Origin of the sequence: Nitrobacter sp. 62-23 (assembly GCF_001897285.1) — a bacterium.
GTDB lineage: Bacteria > Pseudomonadota > Alphaproteobacteria > Rhizobiales > Xanthobacteraceae > Nitrobacter.
Map to the genome: position 1 here is coordinate 47,278 of NZ_MKSM01000096.1, position 15,908 is coordinate 63,185.

A 15,908-nucleotide genomic window follows, 5' to 3' on the forward strand; every position below is an offset into this window, starting at 1 on the left:
ACCTGACGTCTCCTTAGAAACAAATCTCGGAGCGCACCTTCCGGCAGCGGATCAAGGCCTTGATGATATGCTTCTCGACCATGTTGCGCGAAATTCCGAGCCGGTCGGCGATCTCGCCATTCGACATGCCATGCAGGCGGCTTAGGATAAAGACTTCCTGGCAGCGGTTCGGCAGTTTCTCGATCGCTTTCGCCAGCAGAATCAGGCTTTGGCGACCGATGACGACCCGTTCCTGATCCGGAGCATCCGTCGCCTGATTCTCGCCCACGATCGCAGGCAGAAACAGCTCGGCATCGGCCGCGAGGCGGGCTGACGTGACTCGGGCGACTGACTTCGCGATCTGGAACAGATAGGCTTGCGGATTTTCGATGATGGTCTTCGGCGGCGCATCGAGCATGCGCAGGAAAGTCTCCTGCGTCGCGTCGGATGCCTCGGTGGCGTTGCGAAACCGGCGCATAAAAAAACGCCGGAGCCGACCTTCCTCCGAACGCTGCAATTCCTGCACTAACGTCCCGAACATGTCGGGCTCTCCTGACCATCACGCGCGGCGAATGTTGTTTGCAGGCAACCGTTATCCGGGCAAAACACCTGCCGCGAAGATTTCACCGCAGATGCACGATGAACGACATAGATTTCCTTAGCGCGCCTGAATTTCCGTCGCAAACGCAATAATTTAGAATGAATTTAAGGAAAGGCGATCAGAAAATCAGGTTGGGCTCGCTCGCTGTTCCATGGTTTTGAAAAATAACGACGATTTATGGAAGTGTTGCATCGAAGCGACGGTCCGTCGCGTTCTTTGTGACCGAACGACGGGCCGGGCCTTGAGCGAGCTGCGGTGCACACGAGCAGAAATAAAAAATAAAGCTTCAGCCGCCGCGCATGTATCGCGTGAGACCGAGACGGTCAGGGCATAATGTGCTGTGATCCAGTCATCTGCGCTTGGCCGCTGTCACGCTCCGTCTCCGATTGACCCGCTCGGGCTTCGAAGGAATTCTAAGTCCCGTCGACGTAAGACCACGTTGACGTGATGCACGAGGTGCGTTTGGACATGAACACCGCTTTCCTTCTCATGGCGCAGTATGATGGCCGAGCTGTCATTCCGGTAGAACTTGTGTGCCGGGATTATTTCAGACACCTCACGCCAGAGAAGCTCGTCAGAAAGGTATCGTCCGGAGAGATCGCAATCCCGCTCGTTCGCATGGAGCACAGCCAGAAATGCGCCAAGGGCGTCCATCTTCAGGATCTGGCCGACTACATCGACCGACGGCGGGCGCTCGCGCTGAAAGAGCACGAGCAACTTCACGGCCGGCATCTCCGCGACAGGTGTTGAGCACGACCCGCTCATAACTTCCACATCCGAGCATCTTGTTTTCTGATAAGGTCAGCCTCCTGAGCGAAGGGGTGGGTCATGGTCCAATATTCAGGACTGCGCTTCTGGAGCGATGCTGGGACAAGGGATCGCGCCATCGACCGTTTGCTGGCGTTGCGCGCGGGCCTCGTCAAGGAGGTCACGTCTAATAACAAGCAGGACTCCTTTCACCTCGCGACATGGAATATCCGGGACTTCGGCGGCAGCCGGCTGAACCCCTCCCCGCGCCTGCCGGAATCCCTCCTCTACATTGCGGAGGTCATTTCCGCTTTCGATCTGGTCGCGGTGCAAGAGGTCAACGAGAACATGGCCGACTTCCAGAAGGTCGTGAGGCTGCTCGGCCCGCATTGGGACTATATCGTCACCGACCAGAGCGGAAACATGGAGCGCCTCGCGTTCGTGTTTGACACGCGCAAGATCCGGTTTCGCCATGTCGCGGGCGAGATCGTGCTGCCGGCGAAGAAGGGCAAACAGGTTGCCCAGTTCAACCGCACGCCGTTCCTTGTCGCTTTCCAGGCCGGCTGGTTCAAGTTCAACGTCTGTACCGTGCATATCTATTATGGTACCGCGCAGGACACCGCGCAGCGTAAGCGGGAGATCGCCGACATCGCTGCGTTCTTCACAGCACGACAGAAGAAGGACGGCGAGACCTACATCCTGCTTGGCGATTTCAATATTCTGAATCCCGACGATCCGACCATGAACGCGCTGCTGGGCGGCGGCTTCGAGGTGCCGGCCACACTACGCAAGCCAACGGCGCTGGCGAGCGAGAATTATTACGATCAAATCGCACTGAGAACACAGAACAAACTAGTCGAGATCAGGAGCGCCGGTTGCTTCCGCTGGCAGGACTACGTGTTTCGCGACGAGGCAGACTATACGGCGTACAAGCCCTTGATGCCGACGAAGACCAAAACCGGCAAGGACGCAAAGACCGACAACAAGGCTTATAGAACTTGGCGCACATGGCAGATGTCGGACCACCTGCCGCTGTGGACCGAGATCAAGATGGATTTCACGGAGTCCTATCTCACCAGCCTGAAGGCCGGCGCCACGCCGTTGGCAACCTTCAATCCGGCCGCAGGCCCGCGTCCCGAGGCCGGGCCGACATCCGATAGCTGATCGGTCATGTCTTCCGGCCAGGAGTCTTGTGCGTGAGCAAGAACATCGTCATCTGCTGCGACGGCACCGGCAATGAGGTCGAGGGCAATCTATCCAACGTCCTCAAGCTATTCCGTATCGCTCAGAGGAACGAGCATCAGCGCGTCTACTACAATCCGGGCATCGGTACGATCGGCAGTCGCGATGCTTGGATGCGGCTGAAGCAGAACACAGCGCTACGAACTTTCTCGGTGAACGAGCAGCCGGCTGACGGCGAGATGCATCACGCCTGCTTCGCGGATCGAGCCCTTGGTCTCAGCCTGCGACGCGTACCTAGTTGGACAACTTGGGGAACCTAATCCAAATCCAACTCCAGCCTCACCTCTCCAGCGAACTGAAGGTCAAATGGACGGTGCTGATCGGGCCTTCCGACCATTCCGCACCCTCATACTCCACCGGTGGAACGTAGCTCCCCGCGCCACCAAGGTGTGTGTGGAGCGGTGTCGATGATAAATCCGACCACATGCGACGTCCCGCGCAACACTTTTGAGGCTCGCTGGACAATCGGATTGGCTCCGGTAACCCTCAAAAGTTCGTCGACCGTAAGCGACCAATCATCAACTCCGCCGTCGATCGCCTCGCGTCCATATTGAAGCCTGCCGACCACCATGCCGGCCAGGAAGGGGCCGAAATCTGCTTGACTCGTAAAGCAAGGAGCGACCTGCGACGTTAGCCACTGATTCCAAACCGGCGGCGTTACTCTGAGATCGATACCGCCATACTCGGCGGTGTTGGCGGGATTACCGACGACTGGCGAGGCGTCGAGATCTCGAGTCTTCTTAGTGTAACATGAATCGACAAAGTCAAAGCCGGGTCGCCAGGCGAGTAACTCGTGCTGTATCCATTCCTTTCTAGCGGGTTTGATGGACCCGGAGTGGAGTAGCTTCGCTTGTATCAAGACAGCACGGCGATCCTTCACGCTCGTCGAAGGATCTGTGTGATCGATGACGACGAGTAAGTCGGCGAGTTCGCAGCGCCCTCTTCCGCTGGCCGGAGGTAGCGGAGCGTGGGGTGACGGGACTCGCTTAAACGTCACTTGCGGGCGCGAGTGACAGAAGACGGCCTGCAGGCTGGTCCGATAGCCGTAGGATCGCATGATCGGCGACCACGCATTGGCGATTGCATCGAAACCATCGAGCGTCATCGTGCGCACCGCGCTAACTTCACCAATCGGTTTGCTCGTGTGCGGGCCGCCGCTTGCAAGTACCGATTCTACTTCCGTCTGCGCCGCGAGAGCAAGTTTGGACTCAACTGCCGCAGGTACCATGTCGGTCTCCTCAAGCGCCAGCTGTCTGAAAGACAGCGATCAGCAGCAGAACGACCATGGCGATACCAGCACCGGCTATGCACCAGAATGCGAACTCTGCACGCCGCATAGGGACCTCGACCAAGCGCCTGTAATCGTCCGCGGCGAGGAATCTGTAGAGGCTGTTCCGCCATTCCTTGCGAAGGTAGCGCTGCACCCAGATGTAGTGGATGCCACTGCCGACGATTGTCGCAACATAAATCGTCAAAACGATTCCGATCAAGATCGCAGCTGACCCTACGAACGTGCTATTTGCCGGCGAGGCGAGACGCGCAACGATCAGGCCGATATTGGCGAAGACGGCGCCTACGACAGCCCCACCAAGTGTTCGCATCGTTTCGGAAAGTTTGGCCGTGTCGTCGGCCACTGACTTTCGGAGTTCGCCCAACGCTTTCAGCGTATCTCTACTTTGCTGCGTGACTCCGAAATTGTACGCAATCCTTGCGCCTTCAAGTGCAGGAACAAGCACACTCGCGAGGTCCCTTGCGTCACCATCCCGCACTGCATCACGGGCGATCTCGGCCGCAAGCAGGCCATGGCGGTTCTCGAGCTCACGCTCATTCTCAAGCAGCCAGCACGAAACCGACTGGACCGTCGCAAAGCGGTCAGGAGGCAACTCTTCAAGATTGGAAACGGTAAAGCGAGCCGCCGGCGGCCCCCTGAACAGCAGCCGATCATCCGGCTCGATCTCCTGCGCCATTGCACGCAGGAGCCGTGAGCCTGCTCGTTGCCGCCAAGGCGTGAGCGCGTCATCCTGAACCTGTCCCTCTGGAGAGCGCAGGAGCCATCGTCCGAGGTGGCCTCCCGGCCCGTTCATACCTAGGACTCGCGTCACTTTCACGACGCCGGTAGGACCGCCCTCTGCGGCGAACGGTGTCCCCTGCCACCACGCGCAGTAGCGAACAGCTCTCGTATCGATCGTCGATTGGAGCCCCTCGGCCCACACGACCGGCGAGTTCGGATCGCGATCCAGCAACGCCTCGAATCCAGAACGTGTCAGCACCGCCTCGACGCCCGCGGGAATCGGCGGCCTATCAGCAGTTATGTGAAGGCCCTCGCCGTTAGTCGCGATCTGATGCCTTGGGATTTCACCGCCAGCGTCGCCGCAAAGGACCCCAGTCCACTCGGCATTGATCAGCAGCTCGTAGAGCCTGTCGGCCTCGACACCGTTGAGCTGGTAGATTGAGATTCCAGTTTCCGTCTCGGTGACGGCCACTTGCCCCTGTTCGACAAGGTCGTTCAGAGCTTCAGCGAGTTTTGACTGGGAGGGTCCCATCTTCCACCAACCGCCTTGTGCGCACCGTAAAGACGACCTCGTCGCCGATAGTCTGCCGTATGACGCTACGTCCCAGCTCCTCACCGGGAAACTCGAGCCGGACCTCCTCGACGGTGCGCACGACCCTTCGAGGCTGGACCTGCAATGTTGCACGATCGGGCCGGAATTCAACGTCCTGGAGCTGCTGCCGCTTAAGGGTGCGTCGCGTCACATTGTCGATCCGAGTTCGGATATCCTCATCGTCAGGCCGATCTGCGGCATGCATCACAGCATCGACGACGTCATCGTTAGAAACGGTAGCCCGACCCTGGAGCGCAAGCTTTGCCTTCGACATCGCGGCCCCCACATCGGCGTTCAGCAGAAGGTCCTTGACCTCCTGCAGCGTGCCACGCAAAGCCTCGTTCAACCGCTTCGATAGTTCGCTGTTCGACTTGGAGCGTTGTACCCCGAGATATCGTTCGAAGTAGTCGGTGAGGTCCGGCGCCTCTTTCATGCGATCAGACGCGCACACAAGCTCGTCGGCTGCGCCATTATTGACACGAATGAGACAGAATTTTTGAACGGCACGCCGCTCCTTGACGAACGCTTGAACGATTGCCCTCAGAACACTTCGCCCGTCCGCATCGGTCAGTTCGACCGCCTCGCGATAGTCGTACTTGATCAGCGCAAAGAGCTTGGTGTCCCGGTCGTCGGCACCGAGCTGGAGCACAAAGAACGCGCCGCTCACGCTCTGGCGAACGTGCAGATCGAAGAAGCGACGAGCGAGTGCCTGACCTCCCTTTGCGAAGCTCATCCTCCCCTTCGCCATACGCTCGACAATCTGCCTGACCTCTGATCCGTCGACAAAGGAATGGACGCCGTCTCCTGCCTCGCTTTGGATGCGAGCGCGAAAGAACCCTTCCTCCTGAACGTCGATCTCGTCGCGCGGCGCGAAAGGCTCATCCGCCTTGCCAACCAAGTGAATGATCATTCGCTCGACGCGCAGATTTCCGAACTCTTCATCGGTCAGATAGCCCAATACTTTCCCCCCTCAATGTGCACTAAGTCATTAGGCGCCTCACATGGCAGCATTTCATGTTGCCTTTCAAGCTTCCGTTCCGGGGTTAGCCCGCGGGGAACAGAGTTAGCGATTGGACCTTCAGCCGAAAGCGGCAACTGGGGTGTACATCCGGCTCGAGCTCAAGCCCATTCTGCATGACCTCAACGAGATCGATGGGTCACGTCGCGAACCCACCGTCCAGCGTTTCCATTACTTTGTTCTAGGGCAGCCGCGTGAAGGGGGACGAAACATCTGTGTGGCGCCCGACGTATTGGGAGCGCTGCACGAATCGCTGACGCCAGCATGGAGGATTCTGGAGTAGATTTCCGAGATCCACAAAATGGAAGCGCCGAGAGTTTCTCAATTGCTATATCCCCGACGGGGAGCCAAGAGTCCTCGACGATTCATCTGATAAGCCCCGCATTCACCAGTCGGCGGTCAATCGCAAAGCGTAAATACCTGACTATGCGCCCATCAACTTTCCCGACGAATTCGACATCGAACAATGATGTCGCTCAATGCCAGTAACCAACGAGCCACTTACGAGCGGCGACGTTGCACATTCCGCGCGTTGCCGCCACCGTTGGAGGACGTGAAGCCACACGGGTCGATGGCGCGCGACACCTCGCAGCTCCACCAATTTCAAGAGCACGTTCGGACGAAGTGCAACGCGACCGCCTCAGCTCCACGCAAATACTTGATTTCTAGCGGCTATTTTCCGTGCTATCCCACCAGGAATAGGCACCGGAGAAGTGAAATTCTGCCGCTGTTTCAGATGATTAGAGCGAACGATCCAACGATTTCATGGTGCAACGAAAGTGCAACATGGTCTCTCCGGTTTCGGTATTCGTTTTGATGTCCGCACGTTGAATGGTCGGTCGATCCATTCCATCATAGGCGCAACGGAAAATCTATAAGGTTGATTTAGATGCATTTTTTCTCAGTACGTTTGGATCAGCCGACCCTATGCAGCCGGTCTCTTGATTGGTCAGCCTATGCTTGCGATCCGTCACAAGGACGGCAAGATGCTTCGGCGATATACCCATAAGCGAGAAACATTGCCTACAGTCGAGTGAAAAGTACCGCCCAAAAGCGCAGGCTTTCAAACTTATGGTTTTTGACCGGTGAGGCGGCTTGCGAAGCTCATCCCAGGCACAAATGTCAGGCCAACACGATGGAACAACCAGGCGAGCGGATGAGTATGAATGGCACCGTCATGGGCAGCGACAATGGCGGACCTTGAATTCTCGGATCTTACCCGTCGTCTTCAAGTGCCAGCGAACGCTTGTATTCATGGGGGCCAATACCAACCTCATCCGAAGGAGATCAGCAGCAACCTGTGAGGTGATCCATGCGCATTTTCGTTGCCGGAGCGACGGGCGCTGTCGGACGCCGCCTGGTTCCACGCCTTGTCAACAGAGGGCATCGGGTGACCGGACTGACGCGAACGCCCGCGAAAACGGACCTCTTGCGGAAACTCGGAGCTGAACCCGTGGTCGCCGATGCGCTCGATGAGAAAGCCATGCATGACGCGGTTGTGGCCGCGCGCCCGGATGTGATCGTACATCAACTCACGGATTTGAAGGGTGCGTCAGACCTGCGCAAATTTGACCGCACTTTCGCGAGCAGCAACCGGCTGCGTACAGCCGGAACCGACTATCTTCTTGCAGCCGCGCAGGACTGCGGCGCGAAGCGAATCGTCGCGCAAAGCTTCTGCGGCTGGCCGTATGCACGGATTGGCGATCACGTGAAGACTGAAGATGCCCCGCTCGATCGGAATCCGCCGCAGGAACTCCGCGGCACGCTCGACGCGATCCGCCATCTTGAGCACGCCGTCACGACGACGCCGGGCCTGGTCGGCGTTGCGCTCCGCTATGGCGGATTTTATGGCCCCGATACCGGATTCTGCGAACCGTCCGTTTTGGAACAGATTCGCAAGCGCCGCATGCCGCTGATCGGCGGCGGAACGGGATGGTGGTCGTTTCTGCATGTCGACGATGCCGCCGAAGCGGCCTCGCTCGCTGTCGATCGGGGCGAGGGCATTTACAATATCGTCGACGATGATCCCACGCCGGTGCGTGACTGGCTCATGGCGACCGCCAAAATGCTCGGCGCCAAACCGCCGTTCCGCGTTCCCGCCTGGCTGGGTCGCCTTGTGGCCGGACAACATCTCGTTGTCATGATGACCGAGTCGCGCGCAGGATCGAACGCCAGGGCCAAGCGGGAACTCGGGTGGTTGCCACACTATCCGTCCTGGCGTCAGGGCTTTTCCGAAATCATCGAAAGGGAAATCCGGTCGGCCGTATAAATGGGATCGGCTGCGAGGGGGGACAATCGACGATGATGCCAATCGTGTCGTCGACAAGATCGTCGAGAAGCGCGCCACATTCTCAGGCAGCTCAAGCGCATCGCAACACGTTTCGATAAGCTGCTCGCCAACGTCACGGGTTTCATCAAACTCGCCGCTGTCGCAATCTAACTCAGATAGTTAGATCGTCAGTGTACCGGCGCCGAACCACCGCGCGTCACGGTGCGCAGCGATAGCGCGAGCGGTATCATCAATCCGGCGAGCACGGCGAGCATCACGAATACGTCGATATAGGCGAGCAGCACCGCCTGTCCTTGCAGGATCTGCCCGATCACCGCGACGCTCGATCCCGAAACGCTTCCGGTGGCGCTCCGGGTTTTGAGATAGTCCTGCACACGGGCCAGCGTGTCGTTGTAGACCGGATTCCAGGTGCCGATGTGCTCGATGAGGCGGCTCTGATGAAACTGCTCACGCTGCGCCAGCATGGTCTGGCTGAGCGAAACGCCGATCGATCCGCCGAAGTTGCGGGCCAGATTGATCAGCGCCGAGGCCTGATCGGTCCTGGAGGCCGGAATGCCGTCATAGGATGCCGCTGTGATCGGAATGAAGATCAGCGGCAGTCCCACGCCGAGAATGACGCGCGACCAGGCGAAGAACCAGAAGTCGACATCCGGGGTCATGCGCCACAGATCGATCATCGCGACCGCCGCGATGCAGGCGCCGGCCGTTATCAGATAGCGCGGCTGCACGAAACCGAGCCTCCCGACCACCACCATCATGCACATGGTGACCATCCCGCCGGGCGAGATCGCCAGTCCCGCCCATGTGGCGGTGTAGTTGTATCGTTCCTGCAGCAGTTGCGGCAGAACCTGTGTGGTCGCAATCAACAACGCGCCGGTGACCAGCATGATGACGAAGCAGGTGCCGAACTGCCGCCCCGTCAGCATCTTCAGATCGATCAGCGGCTCCTCGCGCGTCAATTCCCACGGGATGAACAGCAGAAGGGCGATCGCCGATAGGGCGGCGAAGGCCACGATGAAGGGTGAGTTGAACCAGTCGTCGATCTGCCCACGGTCGAGAACAACTTCGAGCGCGCCGAGAAAGGTCGCGACCAATAGGAAGCCGATGAGGTCGAATCTGGGTCCATTGCTCCACATCGCCCGCCGCGCGGCTCGCCGCTCGGGTGAACTGGGGATGATGAAAAAGATCAGGGCCAGCGAAATGATGCCGACCGGAACATTCATCAGGAAGCACCAGTGCCAGGACCAGTTGTCGCTGAGCCATCCGCCCAGCGTCGGCCCGACGACGGGCGCGACCACCACTGCGATGCCGTAGAGTGCGAACCCCTGGCCGCGCTTGGCGGGCGGAAAGGCGGCGGCAAGAATCGATTGCGCGACCGGCGTCATGCCGCCGCCGGCCAGTCCCTGCATCACGCGAAAGATCAGCAGCGCCTGCAAATTCCATGCGATGCCGCAGAGGAATGAGCTGACGGTGAAGAGCGCGATGCAGGCAAGGAAGAAATTTCGCCGTCCGAACATCTGCGCAAGCCATCCGCTCGCGGCCAGGACGATCGAATTTGCAACAAGATAGGTGGTCACCACCCACGAGGCTTCGTCGCTGCTCACCGCAAGACCACCGGCGATATAGCGCAGCGCGACGTTGGCGATGGTGGTGTCGAGCACCTCCATGAACGTTGCCACCGAGACCAGGACAGCGATCAGCCACGGATTGGCACTGCCATATTCGGAGCTGCCGCTGTCCGCCGCATCGGCCATGGCGCCTTACGGACGAACCGTGACGGTGGGCACAACCGACATGCCCGGCCCCAGTTCGAGATCCGGACGCTGATCGAACGTGATCTTGACCGGCACGCGCTGCACCACCTTCACATAATTTCCGGTGGCGTTTTCCGCCGGCAGCAGGCTGAAGGCCGTGCCGCTGCCGGCCTGGACGCTGTTGACGTGACCGGAAAACGACCTGCCATAGGCGTCGATGCTGATCGTAACCGGCTGGCCCACCTTCATGTTGGCCAGTTGCGATTCCTTGAAGTTTGCGGTGACCCATACGTCGAGCGGAACGACGATCATGATGGACTGACCGGGAGCGGCAAGCGCCCCTACCGCGGCGGTGAGTTTGGTCACGCGGCCATCGACGGTGGCACGCAATTCCGTGCGCTGCAAGTTGGCGTCGGCCTGCGCCTTCTGGGCCTTACCCTGCGCGATCTGAGCGAGCGCGCCTGACTTCTGCGCATTCAATACGTCGATCTGGCGTTGGGCCACTGTGCTCGCGGCTTGCGCGGCATCGAATGCCGCCTGCTTGCCTTGCAGATCGCTCGACGCCTGCTGCGCGCGTTGCACGGTGCCCGCTCCCGTTCGCACCAGATCCTGATAGCGCTTGTTCTCGTCCTGCGCGAATTTCAGCGCAGCCTGTGCTTCGCTCTCCTGCTTTTGTGTCTGCTCGATCTGGGCCTGTTGTGCGACGATCTGGGCATCCAGATTTCGCGCGGATGCTTCAGCCTGACGGATCTGCGCCGATGCCTGATCGACGGCGGCCTGGTAATCGCGTGGATCGATCCGTGCCAGAAGATCGCCGCGATGCACGATCTGGTTGTCGGTCACCGCGACTTCGATGATGTTGCCGGTAACTTGCGGGCTGACGAATACCGGACGGGCATCGATAAAGGCATCGTCGGTGCTCTCGTAATGACGCGCATTGAGATACCAGATGATGCCTCCCACCAGGCCGATGACGATGAGGCCGAAGCTGACGCCGATGGCGATCGGATGCTGACGCATACGATCGATCGGACTGCCGGATGGCTTGTCCGACAGCGGTGCCTTCTCCTGCTTTTTGCTCCTGTCGACGCCTTTATCGGCCGACTCCTGCGGGCGCTCGGCGCGCGTGGCAGCGTCGTCCGAAATGGACGCGTTGTGAGAATCGGCCGGTACTTTGACGTCAACGGAGCGGCGATCTGCCATGGCAGTTGGTCTGTTCAGGGAATTCATAAGGAATTCTCACCATCGACACCGCTCCGCCGCCAAGATAGGAACCAGCCAGTAGCCCGACGGTTCCGTTGTCGGGCTTATGCCGATTCGTTGCACGATAAAGCGGGAAGCGGATGGCGATGCGATCCAACAGAAAGATACTGCGCAAGCATCTTTGGGCTATCGATCCAAGATACCGACGCGAGCATCACACAGGTGATGAACGCGAAAGGAACGCCTGCTCCGCTCAAGCGTTCGACATATTGATATCGAGGCGACTTATGTGAGGTTTAAGGCAGAGCCAACGATCGTACCGCAGGCGCAACGTCCTTGGCGGGCGACAGGAACTCGATCTGGTATCGATGCTGAAGGATGCCGCTGATCTTTCCTTAGATCGATTTCTGTTGAATGTGAGAGTTGATTTTCATGAGTTCCGGATGTGCTTTCAGCAAAGCCTTTAAGCCCGGGTAATTCATCTCGGCTGCATGATAGTCTTCAATCAAAAGTCTGGCGAGTTTGAAGTCATCGTCGGTATCGACGGTGATTCGCCAGTCGCTGAGATCGTCTTCATCCGTGCAGTGCTCGTGGCGAATACCCGGCATCGATGTGCGAATATATCCTGTGACATGCTCGCGCTCGGACGGAAGCCTGGCATTCTCCGCCGCGAAGTCGAGTGAACGCCGGGAAAAAATTTCGAAATCCATCCCGCGAGGGTAGGTTCGCTTATCGGCGTTCGAAAGATAAATGGACTCGCTCTTCAGGCCCGAATAGATGTCGAGGCCAGCGCGAATCACGTCTGGACAGATGAGCGGGCAGTCCGACGTCACGCGGATCACGTGGCGAGCCTCATGTGCCCGCGCCGCTCCCTGGTAACGCTCCAGTACGTCATTCTCACTGCCGCGAAATACGGGAACGTCGCGCGCCGCGCAGAGTTCGACAACGGGACCGTCGGAGAGATTCGTTGTCGTCGCGACAATCACGGGCACGCCGACACCGGCGAGACGATCGAGATGCGTTTCAAGAAGCGTGCGCCCCCCGGCCCGCATCAAGATCTTGCCCGGAAGGCGGGTGCTCGTCATGCGCGCCTGGGTGATGATTACGACGTCATCTGGCATCGTGGCAATCTTGGGAAACACTCAACCTGGCACGCTATCGATGTAGCGCGCCGATAATCCAGGGATTGGTGAACGCGCCGTTCCAAATCCCGGCTCGATCGGCCTTTGCGAGTTGCCGCTCCGTATTACGATCCTTGTTACGATCCTTGGAGAATCTCGCATGTTCGACAGCATAGCCGCTCCGCGCCAACCACGGGCCATGCGCTTCGTGCAGATCGCAACGGCCCGCTGATGCTGTATTGGCTGATTCATCAGGCCCGCTTTTCCATCAGGAACCACGTCAGGTCGTCAGCAGGGAATACCGGGTCCCGATGATAGATAAACCCGTAATCGACAAGCTTTAGATCAGGGTACCTGTCCATCATCTCGCCAGCGAAATCCCGCTTCCACAAACGCCCGCCGTGACCGCGGTAGCTGATCTCCACCACGGAGGGATTGTAATATTCCGCCACGAGGACATAACGATTGCTGGCCTCATGGAGCCTTTCATAGGCCACCGGCAGCATGTCAGGATTGAGGTGGATCAGAACACCGGCGGTAAATGCCAGATCGACGCTTGACCACCCGACCGGTTCGAACAACGTCATATTGGAAGCAGCTATTTCGGGTATCGTCGCCAGCTTTTCGAAGGCCAGGCTGTTTATTTCGATGGCTTGAAACGCTGCGTCTGGAAGCAGGGTCTTGAGGGCCAGAATATTAAGGCCGATGTTGGCGCCAAGCTCTCGAACCGACCGGATATTGCTGCATCGCTGGACAATTCGGGCAAACATCGCGGTTTTGGCGGCCAGCACTTCCTGGCTTTGATTCCGCTCGATGTAGTTGTCGCCAAACTCCCCGGCCCAGAATTCCTCCTGTGCTGTGATCTGGGTCATAGGTGCTGGTTTCCCCTTGAAGTTTCACGTCATTGCTACAACTAAAACGAGCAGCGGATCATTGTACATGCTCTCGTCACGAACCTGCGGAAGACCTTTCATTGGCTCCGGGCGCACAGGAGAGTAAACCCCCGGCAATGTCAGGCGAGCTGCGGAAGAGGCAAATGGAAGGGCTATGATGGATCGCGAGCAAGTCAAGGCTCATTGGCGGGACTGGGCATCGAAATTCGGCACCGCGCTCGGCGCCACCACCAGAACCGGAACCGCGAAAATGCTCGAGATCGACGCATTGGCGCGCCGGATGTCTGCGATCGGGCTCGGCGATACGCCGGCACACGTTCTCGAAGTCGGTTGCGGCAATGGCTTGAACTGCTTTGGCCTTGCCGCGAAATTCCCGCGCATGCAACTCGACGGCATCGACTATACCGCGGAAATGATCGACGCTGCGCATAAGGCAGCCGTTGCCAACGGCTTCCAGGACAGGTCCAGATTCCTGGTCGGCAATGCGCTCGAACTTTCGGCGGCCTCGGGGTTGCTGGCGCAATACGATGTCGTTTTTACCGTTCGCTGCCTGATTAACATCGAATCAGTCGGACTGCAGATGCGTGCCATCACCGACCTTGCCGCAAGGGTGCGGGAGGGTGGGCATCTGATCATGATCGAGAATTCGATGGCGACCTATGATCGGCAAAATCGTTGCCGCACCCTGCTGGACCTGCCTGCGCGCACGCCCGCCGCATTCAACTTGTTCTTCGACGAAACACGCATCCTGCCGCACCTCAAAACGCTCGGCCTTGAGGTCGAGATCGAGGATTTCATTTCGCTTCACGACCTGATGCTCTATGTGCTGGTCCCGGCCATCAATGGGGGCACCGTAGATTACGACCATCCGCTGGTGCATGCGGCAACCCTGCTCAACATAGCGGTATCGGCGGAGACATCGAACGCCTTCGGCGCCTTTGGGCAAGGCCGGATGTTTGTCTGTCGGAAACCTTGATGCCGGAAACTGCCGCCAGCCCGCTCCACAGCGGCCTCTTTCTGGATCTTGACGGCACGCTCGCGGACAGCCTGACGGCGCTGAAAAACGTCTATTATTCCTTTCTCGCCTCCTTCGGAGCGAGCGGCGACGAGAACGAGTTTCAGCGGCTCAACGGACCGCCGCTTGGCGAGATTATCGAACGGCTGAGGACGGCTCACAAACTGCCCGGAACACTGGCCGATCTCCTGCAAACATACTCGGCCATGGTGTCGCAGGCGCACCAAAGCGCGCGTCCCGCTGCCGGCGCACATGAATTGCTGGCGCACGCCCGCGCGTGCGGATTGAAGATCGCCGTAGTTACGTCGTCACCTAAATTGTACGCGCAAAAATGGCTCGCATTCAGCGGGCTCGCCGACAAGATCGACGATGTCGTCGGCGGCGATGAGGTGAGCGCAGGCAAGCCAACCGCCGAACCCTACATCAGGGCGCTGAGCCGGCTGAATTGCTCGGCCGCCCTGTCGCATGCCGTCGAGGATTCCCGCATCGGCGCGATGTCGGCGGTTGCCGCGGGGCTCAAAACGTGGGCATTGGCGCCGCCGAACGATCGCGCCGGGTGGCCCGGTCAGGTCGTGTTCATCGAACGCCTCACCGATCTTTTGGGAAGAATACCGGCATGCTGAATGTTCATCTGCTTCAGTCGGAGCCGAGAGTAACGCTGGGAGCGGCAACGCCAACCATTGGTCCGGACATCGAGGCGCGCGTGGACGAAATCTGGCAGCGCGAAAAGGAGCTGCGCTCGCACGAGCTTTACAACGGGCGACTGTTCAGCATCGATCATTGTGATGCCAGAACGATCGTCGGCTGGATTTCGGAGTACCGCTACTTCCTTGCACAACGGCGCGAGCCGAGCCTTCATGCCGCGCTGAAGATCAAACCGCTCGCCGTCACGGGTATCCTGTCTTGTCCGGATGGTATTTTATTCGGCCGGCGCAGCGTTCGCTCCGAGATGGACGCCGGGTGCTGGGAGCTGGCGCCGTCAGGCAGCGTTGACGACGCGGCAGTCGGTCCGGCCGGACAGGTGAGCCTCGAACAATGCCTTCTGATCGAACTCGAGGAAGAAACCGGCATCGGAGCGTCCGAGCTGTCGGTGCATTCCAGAGCCGTTGCGCTCGTCGAGGATCCGCAAAGCCACGTCACCGACGTCGGCATCATGCTCGCGACCGCCTCCTCGGCTGCGCAAATCCAGCGCCGCTTCGCGGCGCTGGAGAATCGCGAATATTCTGAACTTGAAATCGTTGCACCAGCAGAGCTGCGGGCGTTTCGGCGCGACCAGGCTTACTCGTTGGGCGCTGTTTCCGCCGCCCTTCTGGATGCTCTCATGCAACCCGGCGCCGGCTTCCTGGGCAGCGGCTTTGAAGTCGCGTCCGATCAAAGCTATAAGGATTTGAAATAACTCATGAAAATCGTAAAAAATCCGCGACAGCCCCGATGCAGCTTTG

Annotated in this window: 15 protein-coding genes and 1 pseudogene; 8 read left to right on the forward strand and 8 right to left on the reverse strand. The window is 59.0% G+C overall.

Annotated features, from left to right (window positions below; all coding sequences use genetic code 11):
- Positions 1-13 precede the first annotated feature (13 nt).
- Positions 14-520 carry a sigma-70 family RNA polymerase sigma factor gene (locus BGO16_RS08860; RefSeq protein ID WP_292618287.1) on the reverse strand — a complete coding sequence of 169 codons (507 nt, stop codon included), beginning with the start codon at positions 518-520 and terminating at the stop codon, positions 14-16.
- Positions 521-1,048: 528 nt separating this feature from the next.
- On the opposite strand from BGO16_RS08860, the gene BGO16_RS08865 reads away from it, so the two are divergent.
- The 3 genes from BGO16_RS08865 (at position 1,049) to BGO16_RS08875 (ending at position 2,829) form a co-directional block, all read left to right on the forward strand.
- Positions 1,049-1,330, forward strand: coding sequence for a pyocin activator PrtN family protein (locus BGO16_RS08865; RefSeq protein WP_292618289.1), 282 nt, complete (start codon positions 1,049-1,051; stop codon positions 1,328-1,330).
- A gap of 78 nt (positions 1,331-1,408) precedes the next feature.
- Positions 1,409-2,491, forward strand: coding sequence for an endonuclease/exonuclease/phosphatase family protein (locus tag BGO16_RS08870; RefSeq protein WP_292618290.1), 1,083 nt, complete (start codon positions 1,409-1,411; stop codon positions 2,489-2,491).
- A 32-nt stretch (positions 2,492-2,523) separates the two neighbouring features.
- On the forward strand, positions 2,524-2,829 hold the full coding sequence (locus BGO16_RS08875) for a DUF2235 domain-containing protein (protein ID WP_292618292.1): 306 nt from the start codon (positions 2,524-2,526) through the stop codon (positions 2,827-2,829).
- A gap of 86 nt (positions 2,830-2,915) precedes the next feature.
- Here BGO16_RS08875 and BGO16_RS08880 read toward each other — a convergent pair whose 3' ends face one another.
- The 3 genes from BGO16_RS08880 to BGO16_RS08890 are packed head-to-tail and all read right to left on the reverse strand — an operon-like array spanning position 2,916 to position 6,130.
- Complete coding sequence (locus tag BGO16_RS08880) at positions 2,916-3,797, reverse strand: hypothetical protein (RefSeq protein WP_292618294.1); 882 nt, start codon at positions 3,795-3,797, stop codon at positions 2,916-2,918.
- Positions 3,798-3,807: 10 nt separating this feature from the next.
- On the reverse strand, positions 3,808-5,112 hold the full coding sequence (locus tag BGO16_RS08885; protein ID WP_292618296.1) for a hypothetical protein: 1,305 nt from the start codon (positions 5,110-5,112) through the stop codon (positions 3,808-3,810).
- Positions 5,084-6,130, reverse strand: coding sequence for a nucleoid-associated protein (locus tag BGO16_RS08890; RefSeq protein ID WP_292618298.1), 1,047 nt, complete (start codon positions 6,128-6,130; stop codon positions 5,084-5,086). The genes BGO16_RS08885 and BGO16_RS08890 overlap by 29 nt, the downstream gene beginning before the upstream one ends.
- Before the next feature lie 1,372 nt (positions 6,131-7,502).
- Between BGO16_RS08890 and BGO16_RS08895 the strand changes: the two genes are divergently transcribed.
- Together BGO16_RS08895 and BGO16_RS08900 are read left to right on the forward strand one after the other, a co-directional pair.
- Positions 7,503-8,459, forward strand: a complete 957-nt coding sequence (locus BGO16_RS08895; protein ID WP_292618301.1) for an NAD(P)-dependent oxidoreductase — start codon at positions 7,503-7,505, stop codon at positions 8,457-8,459.
- 81 nt (positions 8,460-8,540) lie between these two features.
- A pseudogene (locus tag BGO16_RS08900) lies at positions 8,541-8,630 on the forward strand (IS5/IS1182 family transposase); the annotation flags it as partial.
- A gap of 17 nt (positions 8,631-8,647) precedes the next feature.
- Here the strand turns inward: BGO16_RS08900 and BGO16_RS08905 are convergent.
- The 4 genes from BGO16_RS08905 to BGO16_RS08920 form a co-directional block, all read right to left on the reverse strand.
- Positions 8,648-10,234, reverse strand: a complete 1,587-nt coding sequence (locus BGO16_RS08905) for a DHA2 family efflux MFS transporter permease subunit (protein ID WP_292618303.1) — start codon at positions 10,232-10,234, stop codon at positions 8,648-8,650.
- A gap of 6 nt (positions 10,235-10,240) precedes the next feature.
- Positions 10,241-11,437, reverse strand: a complete 1,197-nt coding sequence (locus tag BGO16_RS08910; RefSeq protein WP_292618305.1) for an HlyD family secretion protein — start codon at positions 11,435-11,437, stop codon at positions 10,241-10,243.
- Between the two features lie 395 nt (positions 11,438-11,832).
- Positions 11,833-12,558, reverse strand: a complete 726-nt coding sequence (locus tag BGO16_RS08915; RefSeq protein WP_292618307.1) for a glycosyltransferase family protein — start codon at positions 12,556-12,558, stop codon at positions 11,833-11,835.
- A gap of 251 nt (positions 12,559-12,809) precedes the next feature.
- Positions 12,810-13,430, reverse strand: a complete 621-nt coding sequence (locus BGO16_RS08920; RefSeq protein ID WP_292618309.1) for a pseudaminic acid biosynthesis-associated methylase — start codon at positions 13,428-13,430, stop codon at positions 12,810-12,812.
- 178 nt (positions 13,431-13,608) lie between these two features.
- Between BGO16_RS08920 and BGO16_RS08925 the strand changes: the two genes are divergently transcribed.
- Genes BGO16_RS08925 through BGO16_RS08935 form a run of 3 tightly spaced genes read left to right on the forward strand, consistent with a single transcriptional unit; the run spans position 13,609 to position 15,862 of the window.
- Entirely contained in the window at positions 13,609-14,427 is an 819-nt protein-coding gene (locus BGO16_RS08925) for a class I SAM-dependent methyltransferase (protein ID WP_292618311.1), read from the forward strand.
- Positions 14,427-15,089, forward strand: a complete 663-nt coding sequence (locus BGO16_RS08930; protein ID WP_292618313.1) for an HAD family phosphatase — start codon at positions 14,427-14,429, stop codon at positions 15,087-15,089. Before BGO16_RS08925 ends, BGO16_RS08930 begins: the two co-directional genes overlap by 1 nt.
- The gene (locus BGO16_RS08935; protein ID WP_292618315.1) at positions 15,083-15,862 is read left to right on the forward strand and encodes an NUDIX domain-containing protein; all 780 of its coding nucleotides are present in this window, start codon (positions 15,083-15,085) and stop codon (positions 15,860-15,862) included. Before BGO16_RS08930 ends, BGO16_RS08935 begins: the two co-directional genes overlap by 7 nt.
- The last annotated feature ends 46 nt before the right edge of the window (positions 15,863-15,908 follow it).